A 21,143-nucleotide genomic window follows, 5' to 3' on the forward strand; every position below is an offset into this window, starting at 1 on the left:
GGTGACTCACGGAGCCTGCGCTGACATGAGTTCACGCGCGTGAACTCATGGCTTCAGTCTGCGTTCCGGTGGTGGTGATGTCAACCGGTTCTGAATGATTCGTCAGGACAAAGATGTTCAGTCTATGGGGCGGGTGCAGAGGCTGGGACCGTGGTCCCCGGTCGGGGAGACGGCTCATGGTGCCCTCGCTGTCCGACGTCGTGTGGCGCGGGAGCCGGTTCCGCGCTGGGTGGGGTGGTCGTCACCGATGAAACGTGCGGTGCCAGGCTCGCCGTCGGTTCCGCGCTGGGGGCGGTCGTCAGCGTCCCAAGGAGGAGGCTCGGGTGACCAGCTCGGGCTCCAGGACCACACTGCGGGCCTCGGTTCCGGTGTCCGGTCCGTCGTCGGGCGCGAGCCCGGCGCGGCGGCACACCAGGTCCACCGCACGCTCGCCCAGGAGGACCTCGGGCTGGTCGACGCTGGTCAGGGAGAACTCCTCGCGCAGGGACAGGTAGGTGTTGTCGTAGGAGACCAGGGCGGCGTCGGTCCCCACGGCGCGCCGGCTCTCGCGCAGGACGGGGACGGCGTCGATGGCCAGGACATCGTTATGAATGACCAGGCCGAGCGGTTCGGGGTGGTCCTGCAGCGCCGCCCGGGCGGCGGGGCCGGCGTCCTCGCCGCAGCTGCGCACCTCGAAAGCCATCCCGGCCGCCTCAGCGGCCCGGGCCAGCGAGAGCTCCCGGTCGTGACGGGAGGCCGCGTCGGTCAGGCGCGGGCCGATGTAGCAGATGGTGCGCATCTTCAAGGTCGCCAGGTGGTCGACGACGAGGTGCGCCGCGGCCTCCTCATCGACCCGCACAGAATCGACCCTTCCGCCGGGGCTGCGTCGCCCGACGACGCACACGGGTACCTCCTCGCCGATGGCCACCAGGTCCTCGCCGGGCAGCCAGGGCGAGACGAGGATGATGCCCGCGACCCGCACCCCCAGCAGGCTCTCGACGGCCTGGTGCAGGATCTCCGGCTGGTCGGAGCCGACCGTGACGAACAGGGTGAGGCCGCGCCGTGCGGCCGCCCGTCCCAGGCAGGCCGCGACCTGCTCGAAGAAGGCGTTACGCAGGTTGGGCAGGACCAGGCCGATGATGCTCGAGCGCTTCCGGGCCAGTGAGGACGCTGAGACGTTGACCCGGTAGCCGAGAGACGCGGCCACCTCCTCGATGCGCTCGCGGGTGTCGGCGGCGACCTTGGGGGAACCGCTCAGGGCCAGTGAGACCAGGCTGCGCGAGACCCCGGCGGCGCGGGCGACGTCGCTCTGGGTGGCGGCGCGGCCGTTGGTGCTCACCGATCTCCTCACCTCGTGTCTCCTGCCCGCGCGGGCACCTACGAGACCTCAGGTTACCTGTGGGAGGCGACTCCACGGGGTTCGGATGGTACTGGCCTGGGGACGTCCGTACTGCACGAGACCCCGGATTCCGTGGAGTGCATCCCCAGACCCGGCCAGTTGCTCCTTCTGACGCAGCCTCTCAGTGCGACGACGCCCCCGATCTGCGGCGGTCGGGGGCGTCGTCGTGAGGTACCTACTGACGGGGCGGAGCGGGAAGGAGCGGGGTCCCGGTCCGCTGTCGAAGCGTCTCAGGCCTTGAAGAGCGTGTCCTCAAGGTAGGCGCGCGCCTTGCGGGCGTACTCCAGGGGGTTGGCGATGGCCGGGTCCTGCTCGGCCTCCACCAGGATCCAGTCGCGGTAGCCGTGGTCCACCAGGAACTTGTAGGGCGCGATGAAGTCGATCGTGCCGTCACCGGGAACAGTGAACATACCGGCCAGGAAGGAGTCGAGGAAGGAGCGCTCGGCAGCCTTGGACTCCGCCATCTTCTCGGGGCGCACGTCCTTGAAGTGGACGTGCTTGACGCGGTCGATGGTGGCCTCCAGCAGGCCCATGACGTCGCCGTCGCCCACGTAGGCGTGACCGGTGTCGAACAGGAGCGAGACCTTGGTCGGGTCGGTCAGCTCCATGAGACGGATGGTCTCCTCCTTGGTCTGGATGACCGTGCCCAGGTGGTGGTGGTAGACGAGCTCGAGGCCGTGGGCGTGGGCGACGTCGCCCAGGCGGTTCAGGCCCTCGGCCAGAAGCGGCCACTGCTCCTCGGTGAGCACCGGCTTGTTGGTGAAGATGCAGACGTCGCGGATGCCCTGGACCGAGCCGGTCTGCTCGGAGACGACGACGCGGGTGGCGCCCAGGTACTCCAGGTAGGCGCAGGTGGCCTCGAAGTCGGGGATAACGGCCTCGACGCCGTCGCGCAGGATGAAGGAGGAGAACCACTGGGCGACGATCTTGATGCCGCGGGCCTCGGCAGCGGCCTTGACCTCCTCCTTGGGAGGGAAGAAACCGGCGCACTCGGTGCCCGCGTAGCCGGTGTCGGCCAGGTCGAGGAGCATGTCCTCCAATGTGTTGAAGGCGCCGACCTCGGGGATGTCGTCATTGCGCCAGGTGATCGGGTGCATGCCCCAGGAGATGCCGTGGGGGTCGGAGATGGCGGTTGCAGGGTCGAGGGTGAAGGACATCGTTGCTCCGTGTTCTCGCTCGTGTGATGGTGGGCGGTGGTGAATGGATGGGTGGCGGTGATGCTCGGGTGACTGGTGCGCCATCGGCTCGCGTCCGCCAATGGTGCGCTCCCGGGAGGAGGGGCCGGCGTCGGTGCCGGGCGGTGGGCCCGTGCAACGAACCTAGCAACAGGACTTTGTCCTGACAAGCCCTTTTCGGGTCCTCCCGGGAGCGCGTGTGCTGGGGTGGGTCAGGAGTAGAGCTTCTCCATCTCGACCTCGATCTCCTCCAGGGACTTGTCCTTGGTCTCCGGCATGATCTTGAACAGGATGACGGCCACGACCAGGTTGAGCACACCGTAGATGGTGTAGGTGACGCCGCCGCCCAGGGTCTCCATCATGGGCGGGAAGGTCCAGGTGATGATGGCGTTGGCGGTCCACATGCAGAAGATCGCCGTGCCGTTCATGATGCCGCGGACGTTGGCCGGGAAGATCTCACCCATCATCGTCCACACGATGGTGCCGTTGGAGGACTGCACGATGAGCATGAAGACGGACATGAGTCCCAGGATGAGGTAGGCGGCCCAGGCGGGCGGGGTGGTGTGGTTCGCCATGTGCGGGGCGATGAAGAACTGGAAGGTCGCGGCGATGCCCAGCAGGGTGACGCCCACGCCGATGACGTCGCCAATGAGCACCTGGCGACGACGGAACTTCAGGATGAGCCAGATGCCGATGGCCGAGCCGACGACCGACATGACGCCGTTGGCCACCTGGGCGGTGATGGAGGCGGAGGTGGACATGCCGGCGTACTCCAGCACCTTGGGGGCGTAGTACATGACGGTGTTGACGCCGGTGGTCTGGTTGACCACGGCCAGGAAGATGCCGACCAGGAGCAGCTTGCGCAGCCAGGGTGTGGCCATGACGTGGCTGAAGCCCCTGCGCTGGGACTCCTCCTCCTTCTCGTGCTGACGAGCCTCGACCATCTCCATGATCTCGTCCTCGATGGAGCCGTCCTTCTCCGGGACGCGCACGCGCTTGAGGGAGCCGATGGCGTCGTAGAGGCGCTCCTTAGCCAGGTACCAGCGCGAGGACTCGGGCATGAGGCGGATCCCGATCCACAGGGCCACGGCCGGGATGGAGCACAGGACGAGCATGTAGCGCCAGGCCTCGCCGTTACCGGCGCTGATGCTGAGTTGGTCGAGGAAGGCGTGGTACTCGGCTCCGCTCATCGAGCCGCCCTTGGAGGCCTGGAGCTTGGTGATCTCGTCGAAGACGTAGGTGCCCGGGGAGAAGTGCCCGCTGGGGTCGTTGGCGATGGTGATCTTCGGACCACCCTGGAGGGAGTTGATGATGGCGTTCATCGAGAAGGCGAGCAGCTGACCGGTGACGATCATGAGCTGGTCGATGGCCACGATGGAACCGCGGATGCGTTTGGGCGCCGTCTCCGCCAGGTAGACGGGGACGGTTGCGGAGGCGGCTCCGACGGCGAAGCCCAGGACGACGCGGAAGGGGTACATGACCCACACGTTGGGGGCGATGGTGGTTCCGATCGCGCCGACGAAGAACAGGACGGCCAGCACGGTGATGTTGTGTCGCCGGCCCCAGCGGTCCGACATGAGCCCGCCCAGCAGGGCGCCCAGTGCGGCGCCGACCAGCAGGGTGCCGCCGATGGCACCTTCCTCGAAGGAGGTCAACTGAAGGCCCCTGGCGTCAAAGGGCATGTACATGTACGGCAGGGCGCCGGAGATGACGCCGGTGTCGTAGCCGAAGAGCAGTGAGCCGAGCGTGGCAACGGCGGCGATGGCGACGACGCCGCGGTGCTTGCCCGAGGCCGGGGTCTTGGCGACTGCCTCATTGAGCTCTTCCCTGGTGAGTCCGCGCAGGGACGTCGTGACTCCCTGTGACATAGGGGGTCTCCTCTCAGCCCTGCGGCGACAGTGCCGCAGGATTGTTGTGATGGTTGGTGATATGTGTACTGATATTGAGGGTGATGGTGGCGTGGAGGAATCGCGGCCTCAGACGTCGAAGGTGGTCCGGCCCTCGACGCGGGGGACCTCATGCCACTGACCGTCGGCGGCCGAGGCGACGACGGCCTCATCGACCTCAGCAGCGCACCAGGCGTCGGCAGCCGAGGGGGCGATCTGCTCGCCGGTGATGATCGACTCGATGAACTGCGCGGCCTCGATGGCCTTCATATCGTCGAAGCCCATGGAGGTGCCGATGGCCGGTTGGAAGCGCTGCCACTGGCCCCACTGGGGGCCGGCCATGGCGCGGGTGTAGCCGTGGGAGGCGCCGCCGTCGAGCACGGGGCAGATCTCCAGCTCGTTGAGACGCTCGAAGTTCCACCGGGCCGAGCCCTTCGTGCCGTAGACCTCGACGACGTACTCGGCGCGCGGGCCCACGCTGACGCGCGAGGACTCCATGGTGCCCACGGTGCCGTCCTCGAAGCGCACCAGCATGGAGACGTAGTCCTCGTTCTCCACCGGGCCAACCTCGTCGCCGATCTCGAAGCCGGAGTGGCCGATGCCCATCTTGGTGGGAATGGGGCGCTCGGTGATGAAGGTGTCGGTGACTGCGGTGACCGAGGCGATGCGTCCCACGATGTACTGGGCCAGGTCCGCGCCGTGGCTCATGAGATCGGGCACGACTCCGGCCCCGGCCTTCTCCTTCGACGCCCGCCAGGTCAGGGGGCCCAGAGGGGAGGAGTTGTAGTCGGCGATGAACCACACGCGCACGTTCGTGATGCGGCCGAGATCGCCACCGCGCACCAGGGAGCGCAGGTACTCAATCGCCGGGGTATGGCGGTAGTTGAAGCCGACGGCGGTGACGAGGTCCGCCTTCTCGGCGGCCTGGGCGATCTCGCGGGACTGTGCAGCACTGACCCCCATGGGCTTCTCGATCCAGAAGGGCTTGCCGGCCTCGACGGCCGCGAGGGCCATCTCATGGTGAAGGAAGTTGGGGGCGCAGATGGAGACGGCCTCCACCTCGGGGTCGGCCAGCAGATCGTGGTAATCGGCGTAGGCGCGCTCGAAGCCCAGGTTGTCCACCGCATCCTGACGCACTTGGTCCACCGGGTCGGCGGCCGCAACTAGACGCGGGACCACGCCCAGCTCGGGGAAGCGCTCGGCGATGGCGCGGTAGCTGCGGGCATGAAGCCGTCCCATCCATCCCAGGGAGATGACTCCGATGCCCAGTATTCTCTTGTCGGTCATAACGTTCCTTTCCGACAACACTGTCGGCTGCTGTGTGTGAGGAAGTACGTCCGGAAGCCCCGGGAAGCACCCGTCGTTAATGACGTCACAGGAACATATCAGAGTGACTTTGTCCTGACAAGATGAAAGTTGGATGAGAATTACACCAATGTGGCCCGGAATGTGGGTCGGACCTGCCCGAGCGACCTTCGTCGGCCTGCAGGTGCAGGGGGGCGTGCTGCTCGATCGGGTCGTAAGTGCGGTCGATGGGCGGACTGATTGTGAACCTATGAGTGGCCATCTACCTGCTGAAACGGCGTCGTCGGATAGGATGGGGCGAACGGTGTCCGAGGTCGGGTGCCGGGTCTCGCGCAACGCGCGGGATCGGTAGGCACAACGGTGTGAGAAGGGAGGCGTCTGCGGTGAAGGAACTTCGAGGACGCGGTGGCCGGGTCACGATCAGGACCGTGGCCGAGCACGCCGGCCGCTCCATCTCCACCGTCTCGGCGGCACTCAACGGCTCCGACGGCGTCGCTGAGAAGACCCGTGGTGAGATCCTGCGCATCGCCGCCGAGCTCGGCTACCAGGCGGATCCGCGCGCCCAGTTCCTGCGCCGCAGCCACACCGGGCTCATCGGCGCCAGCTTCGCCATCGGGCAGGCCTACCAGGGACTCATCGTGGACGGGCTCTACCAGGCGGCGTCCCGGCTCGGTCACGGTCTGGTCCTGGCCACCTCCACCCCGCACCGCGACGTGGCCGACGGGCTGCGTTCCCTGCTGCTCGAGCGCTGCGAGGGCATCATCCTCATCAACCCCGACATCCCCGTGGACGCCCTGGCCCGCATCGTGGACCGTACCCCGGCAGTGCTCATCGGCAGCAGCACCGAGCTGAACGATGTCGACGAGATCCACTCCCGCGACGATGTCGGCATCCAGCTGCTCGTCGACCACCTCGTAGACACGGGGCGTCGTCGAATCACCCATATCGACGGTGGGCGGGAGACCGCGGCGAAACGGCGCACGACCCGGTTCGCTGAGGCCATGGATCTGAGAGGTCTGGGGCGGGATACGCGGGTGGTGCCCGGGGGAGGTGACGAGGACAGTGGTGCCAGGGCGGTCCGTCACCTCATCGAGTCCGGAGAGCTGCCCGAGGCGCTGCTGTGCTTCAACGACCACTGCGCTGTCGGGGCCCTCATGGAGCTGCGCCGACAGGGCGTGCGGGTCCCGCAGGACATGGCCGTCACCGGCTACGACGGCATCCCGGTGACGGCGGCCTCGGCCTTCTCTCTGACCACGGTTCGCCAGAACGCCGGCCTCATCGCCGAGGTGGCGGTGCGAGCACTGCTGGCCCGTATGCACCCGGACCAGGACGGTCGGATCCCGGCCGAGGTGGTCGGTGAGGACCGGCGTCTGGTAGGGCGCCTCTACCGGGTGGTGCCCGATCTGGTCATCCGAGAGACGACGGCCCGCGGTGCATGACCATCAGGAAGACCTGGGTGAGGCCCATGTTGCCAGTCGCACATGAGACCTTCTGCCGGGCCGGACGTGGCGTACGGTGACGCCGACTGTGATACCAACTGTGATGCCAACACCGTGGGGCGCAGGCCCCTGCACACTGGGACAGGAACCATGATCAACGGAGAACTCATCGACCTGGTTGCCGGCGACTACGAGGCGCGCATCGCCTCGTCGGGCGCCATGCTCGTCCACCTGCGCCGCCAGGGGCGCGACCTCATCATGCCCTTCGACGCCGAGGCCGAGCTGCCCGCCGGCTGGCAGGGCAAGACCCTGCTGCCGTGGGCCAACCGCATCGCCGGCGCCCGCTACGACTACTTCGGGACCGAGCTCCTCGTGGCCTGCAACGAGCCGGCCACCGGCTCGGCCCTTCACGGCCTGGCCGGCTGGATGGACTGGCAGGTCGCCGACGACGACCCCTCCGGCCCCGACGACGGCGCACCCCGTAGCCAGGTGGTCCTCGAGCTGAGCCTGCTCGCCTCCTACGGCTACCCGTGGAGTCTGGAGGCCAGCACCCGCTTCCGGCTCGACGCGGAGCAGGGCCTGAGTGTCACTGTGACGGCCACCAATGCCGGTGCGGCCCGCCCCGCCCCGCCGGTTCCCGGCGCCCCCCAGGCCGACGACGAGCTCGTCCCCGCCCCCTACGGTGTCTCCTGCCACCCCTACCTGACCCGCTCGGTTCCCCTGGACGACTGCGTCCTGACCATCCCGGCGGCCGAGGTCCTCGATGTCGACGAGCACATGGTGCCCACGTGCCGGCGCAGCGTGGAGGGCACCGACTGGGACTGGCGGGGCGGCCGGCTCGTCGGTGCCACTCGGACCGACAACGCCTACACCTCCCTTCCCGAGGGGGCCTGGCAGGTGAGCCTGCGCGGAGGGCAGGGGAACCGCGCCGTCGTCATGAGCTCGGATACCCCCTGGGTGCAGGCCTACACCGCCGATGAGCTCGGCCGCCCCGGCGTGGCCGTTGAACCCATGACCTGCCCGCCCAACGCCTTCAACAGCGGCGAGGACCTCATCGCCCTGGAGGTGGGGCAGTCACACTCCTTCACCTACCGCCTGCGCGAGGAGGACTGAGCGCGCAAGCAGCCTGCTGAGCCTGGAAGCGCAGAGAATGCACGGTGGGCGCCGTCGAGATGGATCGCTCGACGACGCCCACCGGCGTCTACAGGGGCGTGCTTCGCCCGGGTGTCAGCTCAGGCGCACCGGCTGGCCGGAGTGGGCCGACTCCGTGGCGGCCTCGGCCAGGCGCAGGGCCGCGATGGCGTCCCCGATACTGGTGGGCGGCGTGGTGCCGGCCTCGACGGCCTCGATGAAGGCGCTCAGCTCGATGCGGTAGGCGTCGGCGTAGCGCTCCAGGAAGAAGTCGAGGTAGGGCTCCTGGGCGTCGGTGACCTCGCCATTGGACAGGCGCACCGTGGTGGCGCGGATGTTCTCGGCGAACAGGGCGCCCTCGCGTCCCGAGGCCTCCAGGCGCTGGTCGTAGCCGGAGGAGCAGTGGCGGTTGTTGATGATGGTGGCCACGGCGCCCGAGGCGGCCTTGAGGGTGACGACGGCGGCGTCGAAGTCGCCGGTGTCCTTCAGGGCCGGGTCGAGGTTCTGTCCGGCGGCGTAGACCTCCTCGATCTCACCCAGGAAGAAGCGGGCGGTGTCGAAGTCGTGGATCGTCATGTCCCGGAAGATGCCGCCGGAGACCTTGATGTACTCCGCCGGCGGGGCCGCCGGGTCGCGGCTGATGATGGTCAGCTGCTCGATGTCGCCGATCCTGCCGGCCTCGACCGCGGCGCGGGCGGCGGCGAAGCTGGGGTCGAAGCGGCGGTTGAAGCCGAACATGACGGGGACCTTGACGGAGTCGAGCTCGGCCTGGGCGGCCTCGACGTCCTTCATGTCCAGGGCGATCGGCTTCTCGCACAGCACCGCCTTGCCCGCCTTGGCGGCTGCCAGCAGGTGGGGGATGTGCAGCGGTGTGGGGGAGCCGACGATGACGGCGTCGATCTCGGGGTCGGCGAAGACCTCCTCGGCGTCCTTGCAGGACCGAGCCCCGTAGGAGGCGGCGAGCTTCTCCGCGGCGTCCTCGAAGGGGTCGCAGACCAAGGCGAGCTTGGCCTGGGGGTGGGCAGCGATGGTCTTGGCGTGGACGTGGCCGATGCGGCCGGCGCCGATGACGGCGATGGAGAGCATCCTTGCTCCTTCTGCGTGTGAGTGCGTGTCTGAGTTGGTTCCTGAATGGCGGTCAGTGGTGAGTGGGAGGGCGGGGGACGACGCGGAACGTGTCTGGGCGCGTCGCCTCCCCACCCAGGTGCGGCGGATGCCGCCTGTAGCCGACCGGGCTCCCACCAAGGCCCGGGCGAGCCGGATCAGGGCTGCTCAGGGCTGGGGCATGATGACGTCGCGCACCAAGGCGTCCAGGTCGGCGTCGGCCTGGAGGAACCCGCGCAGGGTGCGGCGGGTGGCGCCGAAGGAGTCGAACTCCTCGGGTGTCATGCCGTCGGGCTCGTAGGCGCGTACGAACTCGGGGATCGATAGGAGCGTCTCCATGATCTCAGGGGCCACGGGCTCGTCGATGCGCTCGACGACCTTGTAGTCGGAGTCATTGATGAGCTTCTGCCAGGCGAAGGGCGGGGAGACGACCAGGTCGCCACCGACCAGCTCGGACCACTGCAGCACGTTGCGGAAGGCGGCCGACAGGACGCGGGCGCGCAGGCCGCGGGCCTGGAACTCCTGGTAGGCGCGCTTGAGGGCGGCCACGCCGCCCCACTCCAGGTGGCCGGGGTCGATGAAGAGCTTGTCCCGCTTGGCCACGATCTTGAGCCAGTCGTCCAGGCGACCGCCCATGAGGGTGACGACCGGGCCCATGGTGGAGACATCCTTCCCCTCGGCCTCGCGGCGCTTGAGACCGCGCTCGATGGCCTCGCCGGTGGCCACGGCCTGGGGCACCGAGAAGGAGACCGTCACGTTGACCGACACGCCCCGGTAGGTGGCGTCCTCGATGGCCTTGACGCCCACGGAGGTGGCGGGGATCTTGACGATGATGTTCTTGGCCAGGTTGGAGAACTCCTCGGCCTGGTCGGCCAGGGCCTTGGCGCTGCGGGCCAGGCGCGGGTCGGTCTGCATGGACAGGCGGCCGTTGCGTCCCTTGTGCTCCTCGAAGATGGGCTCGAGCAGCGTGGCGGCCTCGATGCTCATCTCGCGCACGACCTGCCAGCCGATCTCGGACTCGGTGGCCTCGGGCATCTCCTCGGCGAGCTCGGCGATGCGGGGGAGCCACACGTCCTTGCGCTGGTTGATGCAGGTGTAGGCGATGGTGGGGTTGCAGGTGGCGCCGACGCCGCCGAAGGAGATGGACTGGCGCAGCTCGTCGGGGTCGGCCGAGTCGTTCCACAGTGCGGTGGGCGTGTTGCGAGCAGCGTCGAGAAGGGGGCCGGGAGTGTATTCGATGCTCATCTGTTCTGTGCTCTCTTTCGGGTTCATCCGCGCAGGCGTCCTTGCAGCCGCGGTCCGGTAGCCCCTATTGAAGTGCGCTCAGCGTCATCTGTCAACAAATTGTCAGGACAAAGATTCCTGGGAGCGGCGGTGGTGCTCGTGCTGGCGCACGGGTTAGCTCGAGAACAGGGAGGTCTCGAAGGTGTAGCGCGAGGCGCGGTAGATGTGCTGGCCGTACTCGATGACGCGGCCCGACTGGTCGTAGGTGATGCGGGTGGCGGTCAGCAGGGCGGCGCGGCGGCGCTCGTGGAGCAGCTCGGCCTCGCGGGTAGTGGCGTTGCGGGCGCCGATGACCTGCTTGGCGGTGGTGGGGATGATGTCCTGGGCGCGCAGGAGGTCGTAGAGCCCGCCATCCTCCAGATCCTCGAGCGTGGGGGCCATGGAGGCCGGCATGAGGTTGGAGAGCACCGCGATCGGCTCGCCGTCGGCGCAGCGGATGCGGGCGCAGGACACGACGGCGGTGCCCTCCTCGACCTCGAGGTGCTCGGCGTCCTCCGCATCGGCCTCGTGCTTGGTGTAGTCCAGCACGGTGGTGGAGGTGGTGTGGCCGGCGGCGGACAGATCCGACAGCAGACTGGTCAGCTGCATCGGCCGGTGGACGTGCATGGGGGAGACGATCGTGCCCACGCCTCGACGGCGCTTGACCAGGCCGCGGTCCACCAGGTGCTGGAGGGCCTGGCGTGCCGTGGGGCGAGAGACCTCCAGGCGCTTGGCCATGGAGAGCTCGTCCTCGAGGCGGGTGCCGGCCGGCAGCGTGCCGTCGAGGATGAGCGAGGCCAATGGCTCGGAAATTTGCGAGTGCAGCGGCGTCTTGGAGGCGCGGTCGATCGTGATGTCGAGGGCGAAAGGGGATGCTGAATCGGACATGAGATAAGCCTGTGCGTCAGACGTGACAATGCCTTGAGCATACGGACGGTGTGCGCTGATGTCACGCACTGTCGTTATCGTGGGCGTCGTGATGACGGGGGTCGCCGTGGCCGCTGTGTCTGTTGGCGTGAGGCGAGTGCGGGTGTCGTCCTGCGTGGACGTCCCGGCCCGTCTCGCGATTGCCTGACGTCAAATGTTCTGACAAATGCTTGACCTGGAGGCGTGCCGTGAGGCAGGCTTCGCAGTGACGCCCGGCGCAGGCCTTATTCCTCGAGACCTGCGGGCCCCAAGGATGTGGAGACGCGATCACCGTGACGACAGCAACGACGGCAACGACCAAGGTGACCGAGGCGGTCGCGCCCGAGAGACTGCCCGGAGGCACCGATCGGCTCGACGTGCTCACCATCGGGCGCTGCGGCATTGACATCTACCCCCTCCAGATCGGTGTCGGGCTGGAGGACGTGGAGAGCTTCGGCAAGTTCCTGGGCGGAAGCCCCACCAACGTGGCGGTGGCCGCAGCCCGCTACGGGCACCGCGCCGCCGTCGTCACCGGCGTGGGCAACGACCCCTTCGGGCGCTTCGTGCACACCGAGATGCGTCGCCTGGGAGTCGACGACCGCCACGTCGTCACCAAGGCCGCCTACAATACCCCGGTCACCTTCTGCGAGATCTTCCCGCCGGACGACTTCCCCCTCTACTTCTACCGCGAGCCCTCGGCGCCCGACCTGGAGCTGACCTGGGACGACCTGCCGCTGGAGGCCGTTAGCGACGCCTCCATCTTCTGGATCTCGGTGACCGGACTGAGCAAGGAGCCCTCGCGCTCGGCCCACCACGCGGCCCTGGGCACCCGTGACCGGAGGCGCTTCACGATCGCCGACCTCGACTACCGCCCCATGTTCTGGAAGGACAAGGAGACGGCCCACCGGGAGGTCTCCAGGATCCTGCCCAAGGTCACCGTCGCCATCGGCAACCGGGAGGAGTGCGAGGTCGCCGTGGGCGAGCGCGACCCCGAGCGCGCAGCCGATGCCCTCCTCGAGGCCGGCGTTGAGCTGGCCATCGTGAAGCAGGGCCTGGAGGGGACGCTGGCCAAGACCCGCACCGAGCGCGTGGAGATGCCCGTGACCTCGGTGACCACGAAGAACGGCCTGGGGGCCGGTGACGCCTTCGGCGGGGCCATCTGCCACGGCCTGCTGTCGGGATGGTCCCTGGAGAAGACCATCTTCGCCGCCTCCACCGCCGGGGCCATCGTCTCCTCGCGCCTGGAGTGCTCCACCGCCATGCCCACCGAGCCCGAGCTGCTCGAGCTCATGCGCGCCCGCCGCGACGAGGTCGCCCCGAGCCTGACGGACCTGTGAGGAGACCCCGATGAGCGCGATCCCCACTCCCGCTGCAGCCACCAGTACCGCCTCCGGCGGCGGTTCCAGGCCACTGACGCACACCGTCACCGAGATCCGGGCCACCGACCCCGGTCGTATCGGCCGGGCCCTGGCCCAGCGCCCCCGCGCCGAACTGGCCAGGGCCGGGCGCCTCATGGTCATCGCCTGCGATCACCCGGCCCGCGGGGCCCTGGGAGCCGGCGAGCGGCCCCTGGCGATGGCCGACCGAGAGGACCTCCTCCAGCGCTGCGTGGCGGCGCTGTCCCGCCCCGGCGTCAACGGGTTCCTGGGAACCGCCGAGATCATCGAGGACCTGGCGCTCCTGGGCGCTCTGGACGGCAAGCTCGTGTGGGGCTCCATGAACCGGGTCGGCCTCCAGGGGGCCTCCTTCGAGATGGACGACCGCTTCGGCGCCTACGACGCCGAGGGCATCGAGGCCTCCCACCTCGATGGCGGCAAGATGCTCACCCGCATCAACTACGCAGACCCGGCCAGTGCCGCGACCCTGAAGGCCAGCGCCCAGGCCATCGACTCCCTGTCCGAGCGCGGGCTGAACGCGATGATCGAGCCCTTCATCTCCCGGTGGGAGGGCGGACGGATCGTCAACGACCTCAGCGAGGAGGCCGTCATCCGCTCGATCTGCATCGCTCAGGCGCTGGGGTGCAGCTCGGCGCACACCTGGCTCAAGCTGCCCTGCGTCAGCGGGCCCGCCTCAATGCGGCACGTCATGGCCTCCACCTCCCTGCCCAGCCTCATTCTGGGCGGCGAGGTCTCGACCGACCCCGAGGCCACCCGGGCCTCCTGGGCGGCGGCCCTCGAGCTGCCCAATGTCAGGGGACTGGTCGTGGGTCGCTCCCTGCTCTACCCGGGCAATGACGACGTCGAGGCCGCCGTCGACGCCGCCGTCGCCCTGCTGTAAGCACCTGATGCACCCGCAAGCGGGCTGACCGCCCCGGCCCGCAGCCACCGCAACCGCCGTCAATCGGCCCCCGGTCGGGCCCCCAATACGAGACAATCCGCACAAGTACCACCCAGGAGCTGAAGGAGCACCACCATGGGCCACACCGACCGCATCGCCCAGCCCGAGACGTCGGGCCAGTCCCGCTACGTCATCCGCGCCGGCGAGCTCGCCCACGACAGCTACGAGCTGGACCTCACCCCGGAGCGGGCCGGCTGGGAGTGGTCCTCCCTGCGAGTGGTGGCGCTCGACCCCGGCGGGAGCCTGACCGTGCCCGCCGGTGAGCACGAGTACCTCGTTCTGCCCCTGTCGGGGGGCTGCAGCGTCCAGGCCGGCAGCGAGCGCTTCGAGGTCGCCGGACGCGAGTCGGTCTTCACCGACATCACCGACTACGTCTACGTCCCCCGCCGCACCGAGGTGACCCTCACCAGTGCCAGTGGTGCCCGTATCGCCCTGCCCGGTTCCAAGGCGACCACCGACAAGCCGCTGCGCTACTGCCCGCGCTCCGAGGTCGGCACCGGCCTGCGCGGCGCCGGTCCCTCCTCTCGTCAGGTCAACAACTACGCCCTGGGCAACGACGTGGAGACCTCCCACCTGCTGGCCTGCGAGGTCCTCACCCCCGGGGGCAACTGGTCCTCCTACCCGCCCCACAAGCACGACGAGCACTCCGAGGTCGAGCGGGTCCTGGAGGAGATCTACTACTACGAGGTCCGCTCCGGCGACGACGGCGACGCAGAGGGATTCGCGCTCCAGCGCATCTACCCCTCTCCCGGTCACGACATCGACGTGTGCACCGAGGTGCGCGGCGGCGACGTCGTCGTCATGCCCTACGGTTACCACGGCCCCTCCGTGGCCGCCCCCGGCTACGACCTCTACTACCTCAACGTCATGGCCGGCCCCGCCGAGGACTCCGTGTGGCTCATGACCGACGACCCCCACCACACCTGGGTGCGCCAGACCTGGGAGGGGCAGGAGGTCGACCCGCGCCTGCCCATGACCCCCATGAACGACTAGCCGATCCTCCCTTCGACCGCCCCCACCACCTGAGAAGAGCAGAGAAGAACCACGATGAGCAACGAAGCCTACGCCGGCACGATCCGTCTGACGGTCGCCCAGGCCACCATCCGTTTCCTGTCCAACCAGTACTCCGAGCGCGACGGCGTCGAGCAGCGCCTCATCGCCGGCGCCTTCGGGATCTTCGGCCACGGCAACGTGGCCGGCATCGGCCAGGCCCTCCTGCAGAACGAGATCGCCCGCGCCGACGGCGAGCAGGAGATGCCCTACATCATGCCCCGCAACGAGCAGGGGCAGGTGCACGCGGCGGCCGCCTTCGCCAAGACCACCAACCGCCTCCAGACCTACATGTGCACGGCCTCCATCGGCCCGGGCTCCCTCAACATGGTCACCGGCGCCGCCCTGGCCACCACCAACCGCCTGCCGGTGCTGCTCTTCCCCTCCGACCAGTTCGCCACCCGCGTCCCCGACCCCGTGCTCCAGCAGCTCGAGGACCCCACCAGCCTGGACGTCTCGGTCAATGACGCCTTCCGTCCCGTCTCGCGATTCTTCGACCGCATCAACCGTCCCGAGCAGCTCATCCCCTCGCTGCTGAACGCCATGCGCGTGCTCACCGACCCCGCCGAGACCGGCGCGGTCACCATCGCCATGCCCCAGGACGTCCAGGCCGAGGCCTTCGACTGGCCCGTGGAGCTCTTCCGCAAGCGCGTGTGGCACGTGCGCCGCCCGGTGCCCGAGCCCGCCGCCCTGGAGCGCGCCGTCGCCCTCATCAAGGCTGCCAAGCGCCCCCTCATCATCGCCGGCGGAGGCACCGTCTACGCCGGTGCCAGCGAGGAGCTGCGCGCCCTGGCTACCGCCACCGGCATCCCGGTGGGCGACACCCAGGCCGGTAAGGGCGCCATCAACTTCGACCACCCCAGCGCCGTGGGCGGCGTGGGCTCCACCGGCTGCGACTCCGGCAACCACATCGCCGACAAGGCCGACCTCATCATCGGCGTGGGCACCCGCTACTCCGACTTCACCACGGCCTCCAAGACCCAGTTCAAGAACCCCGACGTGAAATTCGTGAACATCAACGTCACCCCCTTCGACGCCGCCAAGGAGAGCGCCGAGATGGTGGTGGCCGACGCCCGCGAGGCCCTGTCGGCCCTCACCGAGGCGCTCGCGGACTACCGCGTGGAGGCGGCCTACTCCGATGAGATCACCCAGGAGAAGGAGGCCTGGCTCAGGGCCACCGAACGCTGCTACCACCTGGACCACGGGCCCCTGCCCGCCCAGACCGAGGTCTTCGGCGCCCTCAACGAGCTCATGGGGGAGGAGGACGTGGTCATCAACGCCGCCGGCTCCATGCCCGGTGACCTCCAGGCCCTGTGGCAGGCCCGCAGTCCGCTGCAGTACCACGTGGAGTACGCCTTCTCCTGCATGGGCTACGAGGTGCCCGCCGCCATGGGTGTCAAGCTCGCCCGGCCGGACGCCGAGGTGGTCTCCATCGTGGGTGACGGCACCTACCAGATGCTCCCCATGGAGCTGGCCACCGTGGTCCAGGAGAACATCAAGGTCATCTACGTCCTGCTGCAGAACTACGGCTTCTGCTCCATCGGTGCCCTCTCGGAGTCCCGCGGCTCCCAGCGCTTCGGCACCAAGTACCGCCAGCGTGGCGAGGGCAGCCACCTGGCCGACGAGCAGGTCATCGACGGCGTCGACATCGCCGCCAACGCCCGCTCCTGGGGACTGGACGTCCTCGAGGTCCACACCATCGAGGAGTTCAAGGAGGCCTACCGCAAGGCCGAGGCCTCCAACCGTCCCACGATGATCCACATCGAGACCGACCTCTACGGCCCCAACCCGCCCGGGTCGAGCTGGTGGGACGTCCCGGTCTCGGGCGTCTCCGAGCTGGAGTCCACTCAGCGCGCCTACGAGGAGTACCTGCGTGACCGCAAGCCTCAGCGTCACTACCTGTAAGGCCACTACCTGGAGGGATCACAGGTAGGACGCGGAAGTGGTGCGTTTCCGCGCCATCCGCGACGGCGGGGCCCACGGCGGACAGTGCTGTGGGCCCCGCCGTCTGCCTCGGCCCGTGTACGTGAGCCTCTGACATGGGCTCTCGGGGCGTCGTCGGGAGCCCGAGGGCGACCCGGGAAGATCACGATGTGGTCAACGCCCCCATTTTGTTCTGACAAAATGACGTCATCCGCTGCCTAGGACGTTAGGCTTGGGGCACACGCAAGGCGCTGGGCGCCCGGCCGGTCCGCCACTGAGACCTTGGTCGGAGTCCTGTCAGGCCCACCCCACAGGCGGGGACGGGCCCGCGAAACCGACAATCAGGAGTCGATAACGATGAGAACGATTGCGCACTGGATCGACGGAAAATACTACGAGGGCACTCCGATCGGCCGCTTCGCCGTCGAGAACCCGGGAACCGGTGAGGTCGAGGCCGAGCTGCTCCAGGCCTCCGACGCCGACCTCGACCACGCCGTCGAGGTGGCCCGCCGCGCCCAGAAGGAGTGGGCGAAGGTCTCGCTGGCCAAGCGCACCGCCATCATGTTCCGCATGCGCCAGCTGGTCCTGGACCACCAGGACGAGATGGCCAAGATGATCGTGGCCGAGCACGGCAAGAACTACTCCGACGCCGTCGGCGAGATCCAGCGCGGGCGCGAGACCCTCGACTTCGCCACCGCCATCAACCTGGCCCTCAAGGGCGAGCACTCCTTCGACATCTCCACCGGTGTGGACATCCACACCCTGCGTCAGCCGGTCGGCGTCGTCGCCGGCATCTGCCCCTTCAACTTCCCGGCCATGGTGCCCATGTGGATGCATCCCATCGCCATCGCCACCGGCAACGCCTTCGTCCTCAAGCCGGCCTCGGCCACCCCCTCGGCGGCCCTGCTGACGGCCGAGCTCTACAAGGAGGCCGGCCTGCCGGACGGCGTCTTCAACGTCGTCTCCGGCAACCGCACCATGGTCTCCAAGGTCCTCGAGCACCCCGGCATCGACGCGATCTCCTTCGTGGGCTCCACCCCGGTGGCCCACATCGTCCAGAACACCGGTGTCACCCACGGCAAGCGCGTCCAGGCCCTGGGCGGGGCGAACAACCACGCCATCGTCATGCCCGACTCCGACCTGGACTTCGCCGCCCAGCACATCTCCGCCGCCGCCTTCGGGGCCGCCGGCGAGCGCTGCATGGCCCTGCCCGTCGTCGTGGCCGTGGGCGGCTGCGGCCCGGACCTGGCCCGCCGCGTCAAGGCCCACGCCGAGAAGATCAAGGTCGGCTACGGCATGGACGAGGGCGTCGAGATGGGCCCGGTCATCGACGCCAAGTCCAAGGAGTTCATCACCGGCCTCATCGATGACGCCGAGGCCAAGGGGGCCGAGGTCGTCCTCGACGGCCGCCCGCTGGTCATCCCCGGCCACGAGAAGGGCCACTTCCTTGGCCCAACCATCGTCGACAACGTTTCTCTGGAGTCCTCGCTCTACACCGAGGAGGTCTTCGGACCGGTGCTCGCGATCGTCCATGCCGACACCTACGAGGAGGCCATCAAGCAGGTCAACTCCTCGCCCTTCGGCAACGGTGCGGCCATCTTCACCAACGACGGCGGCGTGGCCCGCCGCTTCGAGCTCGACGTCGAGGCCGGCATGGTCGGCATCAACGTGCCGATCCCGACGCCGGTGGCCTACTACTCCTTCGGCGGATGGAAGGAGTCGCTCCTGGGTGACACCCACATCCACGGTCCCGAGGGCGTGCGGTTCTACACCCGCGCCAAGGCGGTCACCAGCCGCTGGCCCTCGGAGAAGACCTACGCCGCGACCATGTCCTTCCAGCGCGAGGAGTAAGCGCGGCCGCCCGCCACATCACCGCGGACGCACCTTGGGCCTTCAGAGACTGATCCCGCAGGATCAGTCCGCGAGCCCTAAGGTGCGTCCGCGCATTGTTGGGACCGCTGGAGATCAGACATATTTGTTAGTACAAAGACCTAGGTTTCTGACTGGAGAAGGAGTACAGTGGACGCCAAGTCCGAAACGATTCGGAAATCGCCTCGCGAAGGAGACAACGATGTCCAAAGCCGTCAACACCAACGACCCCAAGTACTCCAGGCTCACCATCGGCGTCTGCCCCGACCAGTGGGGCGTCTGGTTCCCCGAGGACCCCAAGCAGATGGACCCCCGTCAGGCCTGGGAGGAGATGGCCGAGGCCGGCTTCGAGGTCATCGAGACCGGCCCCTTCGGCTACTTCCCGACCGACCCCAAGGAGCTCCAGAAGTGGTGCGACGAGTTCGGCATGAGGGTGGTCGCCGGTACCGGCTGGGGCATCCTGCACAAGCAGGAGGCCTGGGAGACCACGCTCAAGACCTTCCGCGCCATCGCCGAGACCCACGCCGCCGTCGGCGCCGAGTACATCGTCCACCTGCCCCCGCTCTACCGCGACGACAAGACCTGGGAGTGGACCGACGACCGCGTCCTGTCCGACGACGCCTGGAAGCTCTACGTCGAGCACGCCAACGCCCTGGGGCAGATGCTCCTGGACGAGTACGGCCTCAAGATGGTCCTCCATCCCCACGGCGACTCCCACATCGAGACCCCCGAGGAGATCGCCCGCATCTTCGACGCCACTGACCCGACCTACGTCAACCTGTGCCTGGACTCCGGGCACGTCGTCTACGGCGGTGGCGACCCAGTCGAGCTGTGCCGGAAGTACCCCGAGCGCATCACCTACGTCCACATCAAGGCCTTCGACGAGGACATCACTCGCGAAGCCCACGAGAAGGACTGGCCCTTCGGCGAGGCCGTCACCAAGGGCGCCTCGGTCTGCCCGCCCGCCGGCCTGCCCGAGATGCACGAGTTCGTCGACGCCCTGGCGGCCCTGGACAAGCCGATCTACGCGATCTGCGAGCAGGACTGCTACCCCTGCGAGCCCTCCTTCCCCAAGCAGAACGCCATCAACATGCGCACGTACCTGGCCGAGTGCGGCCTGGGACTGGCCTGAGGCCTCTTGCCACCCGACTTGGCCGACCTATCACTGACACCACCTCAACGAGGAGACACATCATGACTGTACGCATCGGACTCATCGGCGCCGGCGGCATGGGCCGCGCCCACCTGGCCCGCATTGCCAATGATCTGTCCGGCGGCGAGATCGTCGCCGTGGCCGACATCAACCACGACGCCGCGGTCTCGGCCGCGGAGCCTTATGGCGCCAAGGCCTACGACAGCGCCGATGAGCTCATCAACGACCCGAACGTCGACGCCGTCCTCATCGCCACCTTCGGCAAGGTCCACGCCCCCGACGTCATCAAGGCCATCGAGGCCGGCAAGTACGTCCTGTGCGAGAAGCCCCTGGCCACCACCGCCGAGGACTGCATCGCCATCATGGGGGCTGAGCAGAAGGCCGGCAAGAAGCTCGTCACCGTGGGCTTCATGCGCCGCTTCGACGCCGCCTACAACGAGATGAAGAAGGTCCTCGACGACGGCGAGAACGGCCAGGCCCTCCTGGTCCACAACCGTCACCGCAACCCCACCGTGCCGGAGTCCTACACCTCGCGCATGGCTATCGACGACACGGCGATCCACGAGATCGACACGATGCGCTGGCTCCTGGGCGAGGAGATCGTCAAGGTGCGCGTGGAGCGCCCCAAGTCGACCACTCACCGCTTCGACCACCTCATCGACCCGGTCGTCGTCGTCATGTATACCGAGTCCGGCGTGCGCATCGATGACGAGGTCAACGTCAATCTGCAGTACGCCTACTCCATTGAGTGCGAGCTCGTGCTGGAGGCCGCCGCGGTGAGGCTGGGCGACCAGGAGAGGATCCACATCCGCGACGTCCACGGCAACCGCAACGCCATGTGCCAGTCGCACATCGACCGCTTCGAGGCCGCCTTCAACCGCGAGGTGCAGGAGTGGATCAACGCCGTGGCCCGCGATGAGCACACCGGTTCGACCTCCTGGGACGGCTACGCGGCCACCTCCGTGGTCGACGCGGCGGTCGCCTCGCTGGAGGACGAGTCCTCACCGATGGTCGACGTCACGCTCATCGCCAAGCCCGCCTTCTACGCCTGACAAGCCTCCCCGTCGTCGTCCGCCACGGCGCACGGCTGCTGCCGGGGCGCTCGCGATTGCTGCGTGTTCGTCAGCGCTCCGGCAAGCTCACCGGGCAGACGGCGACGGGGTCCGCCTACCACGTTCGTCCCGGGAGGTGTCCGTCCCCGTCTCCCGGGACGACGACTTTTCG

At 68.3% G+C, this 21,143-nt stretch carries 16 protein-coding genes; 9 read left to right on the top strand and 7 right to left on the bottom strand.

Going from position 1 to position 21,143, the window contains the following annotated elements:
- Positions 1-298 precede the first annotated feature (298 nt).
- From HMPREF9056_RS05800 to HMPREF9056_RS05815, 4 genes are all read right to left on the bottom strand, one after another.
- On the bottom strand, positions 299-1,318 hold the full coding sequence (locus HMPREF9056_RS05800; protein WP_009403719.1) for a LacI family DNA-binding transcriptional regulator: 1,020 nt from the start codon (positions 1,316-1,318) through the stop codon (positions 299-301).
- A gap of 290 nt (positions 1,319-1,608) precedes the next feature.
- Complete coding sequence (gene iolE / locus HMPREF9056_RS05805) at positions 1,609-2,535, bottom strand: myo-inosose-2 dehydratase (protein ID WP_009403720.1); 927 nt, start codon at positions 2,533-2,535, stop codon at positions 1,609-1,611.
- Positions 2,536-2,765: 230 nt separating this feature from the next.
- Positions 2,766-4,421 (bottom strand): MFS transporter, encoded by a 1,656-nt coding sequence (locus HMPREF9056_RS05810; RefSeq protein ID WP_009403722.1) that lies wholly within the window; start codon positions 4,419-4,421, stop codon positions 2,766-2,768.
- Positions 4,422-4,529: 108 nt separating this feature from the next.
- Positions 4,530-5,726, bottom strand: a complete 1,197-nt coding sequence (locus tag HMPREF9056_RS05815; RefSeq protein ID WP_009403723.1) for a Gfo/Idh/MocA family protein — start codon at positions 5,724-5,726, stop codon at positions 4,530-4,532.
- Between the two features lie 401 nt (positions 5,727-6,127).
- Here HMPREF9056_RS05815 and HMPREF9056_RS05820 point away from each other — a divergent pair, with 401 nt between their 5' ends.
- Positions 6,128-7,183 carry a LacI family DNA-binding transcriptional regulator gene (locus tag HMPREF9056_RS05820; protein WP_034514000.1) on the top strand — a complete coding sequence of 352 codons (1,056 nt, stop codon included), beginning with the start codon at positions 6,128-6,130 and terminating at the stop codon, positions 7,181-7,183.
- 150 nt (positions 7,184-7,333) lie between these two features.
- Positions 7,334-8,296 carry an aldose 1-epimerase family protein gene (locus HMPREF9056_RS05825; RefSeq protein ID WP_009403725.1) on the top strand — a complete coding sequence of 321 codons (963 nt, stop codon included), beginning with the start codon at positions 7,334-7,336 and terminating at the stop codon, positions 8,294-8,296.
- A gap of 114 nt (positions 8,297-8,410) precedes the next feature.
- Here the strand turns inward: HMPREF9056_RS05825 and iolG are convergent, their stop codons facing one another.
- The 3 genes from iolG to HMPREF9056_RS05840 form a co-directional block, all read right to left on the bottom strand.
- Entirely contained in the window at positions 8,411-9,400 is a 990-nt protein-coding gene (iolG, locus tag HMPREF9056_RS05830) for an inositol 2-dehydrogenase (protein ID WP_009403726.1), read from the bottom strand.
- A 186-nt stretch (positions 9,401-9,586) separates the two neighbouring features.
- On the bottom strand, positions 9,587-10,663 hold the full coding sequence (locus HMPREF9056_RS05835; protein WP_034514003.1) for a transaldolase family protein: 1,077 nt from the start codon (positions 10,661-10,663) through the stop codon (positions 9,587-9,589).
- 153 nt (positions 10,664-10,816) lie between these two features.
- Entirely contained in the window at positions 10,817-11,569 is a 753-nt protein-coding gene (locus HMPREF9056_RS05840) for a GntR family transcriptional regulator (RefSeq protein ID WP_009403728.1), read from the bottom strand.
- Positions 11,570-11,880: 311 nt separating this feature from the next.
- Here HMPREF9056_RS05840 and iolC point away from each other — a divergent pair, with 311 nt between their 5' ends.
- The 7 genes from iolC to HMPREF9056_RS05875 all read left to right on the top strand — a co-directional run bounded on the left by iolC (position 11,881) and on the right by HMPREF9056_RS05875 (position 20,971).
- Complete coding sequence (gene iolC / locus HMPREF9056_RS05845; protein ID WP_034514005.1) at positions 11,881-12,924, top strand: 5-dehydro-2-deoxygluconokinase; 1,044 nt, start codon at positions 11,881-11,883, stop codon at positions 12,922-12,924.
- A 10-nt stretch (positions 12,925-12,934) separates the two neighbouring features.
- Positions 12,935-13,864, top strand: coding sequence for a hypothetical protein (locus tag HMPREF9056_RS05850; protein ID WP_009403732.1), 930 nt, complete (start codon positions 12,935-12,937; stop codon positions 13,862-13,864).
- A 135-nt stretch (positions 13,865-13,999) separates the two neighbouring features.
- A complete protein-coding gene (gene iolB / locus HMPREF9056_RS05855; RefSeq protein WP_009403733.1) occupies positions 14,000-14,917 on the top strand; it encodes a 5-deoxy-glucuronate isomerase in 918 nt (305 codons plus the stop codon).
- 54 nt (positions 14,918-14,971) lie between these two features.
- Positions 14,972-16,879 carry a 3D-(3,5/4)-trihydroxycyclohexane-1,2-dione acylhydrolase (decyclizing) gene (gene iolD / locus HMPREF9056_RS05860; protein WP_009403734.1) on the top strand — a complete coding sequence of 636 codons (1,908 nt, stop codon included), beginning with the start codon at positions 14,972-14,974 and terminating at the stop codon, positions 16,877-16,879.
- A 375-nt stretch (positions 16,880-17,254) separates the two neighbouring features.
- A complete protein-coding gene (locus HMPREF9056_RS05865) occupies positions 17,255-18,748 on the top strand; it encodes a CoA-acylating methylmalonate-semialdehyde dehydrogenase (protein WP_009403735.1) in 1,494 nt (497 codons plus the stop codon).
- 220 nt (positions 18,749-18,968) lie between these two features.
- Positions 18,969-19,898: a sugar phosphate isomerase/epimerase gene (locus tag HMPREF9056_RS05870; RefSeq protein WP_009403736.1), complete on the top strand. Its 930-nt coding sequence runs from the start codon at positions 18,969-18,971 to the stop codon at positions 19,896-19,898.
- Between the two features lie 62 nt (positions 19,899-19,960).
- Positions 19,961-20,971, top strand: coding sequence for a Gfo/Idh/MocA family protein (locus tag HMPREF9056_RS05875; protein WP_009403737.1), 1,011 nt, complete (start codon positions 19,961-19,963; stop codon positions 20,969-20,971).
- Positions 20,972-21,143: the final 172 nt, after the last annotated feature.

It is taken from the genome of Actinomyces sp. oral taxon 170 str. F0386, from assembly GCF_000195595.1.
Lineage (GTDB): Bacteria > Actinomycetota > Actinomycetes > Actinomycetales > Actinomycetaceae > Actinomyces.

Excerpts from the sequence above, each read along its gene's own strand:
- HMPREF9056_RS05870 (WP_009403736.1), top strand. The coding sequence starts at position 18,969 with ATGTCCAAAGCCGTCAACACCAACGACCCCAAGTACTCCAGGCTCACC.
- HMPREF9056_RS05865 (WP_009403735.1), top strand. The coding sequence starts at position 17,255 with ATGAGAACGATTGCGCACTGGATCGACGGAAAATACTACGAGGGCACT.
- HMPREF9056_RS05810 (WP_009403722.1), bottom strand. The coding sequence starts at position 4,421 with ATGTCACAGGGAGTCACGACGTCCCTGCGCGGACTCACCAGGGAAGAG.
- HMPREF9056_RS05840 (WP_009403728.1), bottom strand. The coding sequence starts at position 11,569 with ATGTCCGATTCAGCATCCCCTTTCGCCCTCGACATCACGATCGACCGC.
- iolB (WP_009403733.1), top strand. The coding sequence starts at position 14,000 with ATGGGCCACACCGACCGCATCGCCCAGCCCGAGACGTCGGGCCAGTCC.
- HMPREF9056_RS05875 (WP_009403737.1), top strand. The coding sequence starts at position 19,961 with ATGACTGTACGCATCGGACTCATCGGCGCCGGCGGCATGGGCCGCGCC.
- iolE (WP_009403720.1), bottom strand. The coding sequence starts at position 2,535 with ATGTCCTTCACCCTCGACCCTGCAACCGCCATCTCCGACCCCCACGGC.
- iolG (WP_009403726.1), bottom strand. The coding sequence starts at position 9,400 with ATGCTCTCCATCGCCGTCATCGGCGCCGGCCGCATCGGCCACGTCCAC.
- HMPREF9056_RS05815 (WP_009403723.1), bottom strand. The coding sequence starts at position 5,726 with ATGACCGACAAGAGAATACTGGGCATCGGAGTCATCTCCCTGGGATGG.
- HMPREF9056_RS05835 (WP_034514003.1), bottom strand. The coding sequence starts at position 10,663 with ATGAGCATCGAATACACTCCCGGCCCCCTTCTCGACGCTGCTCGCAAC.
- iolD (WP_009403734.1), top strand. The coding sequence starts at position 14,972 with ATGAGCAACGAAGCCTACGCCGGCACGATCCGTCTGACGGTCGCCCAG.
- HMPREF9056_RS05825 (WP_009403725.1), top strand. The coding sequence starts at position 7,334 with ATGATCAACGGAGAACTCATCGACCTGGTTGCCGGCGACTACGAGGCG.
- HMPREF9056_RS05850 (WP_009403732.1), top strand. The coding sequence starts at position 12,935 with ATGAGCGCGATCCCCACTCCCGCTGCAGCCACCAGTACCGCCTCCGGC.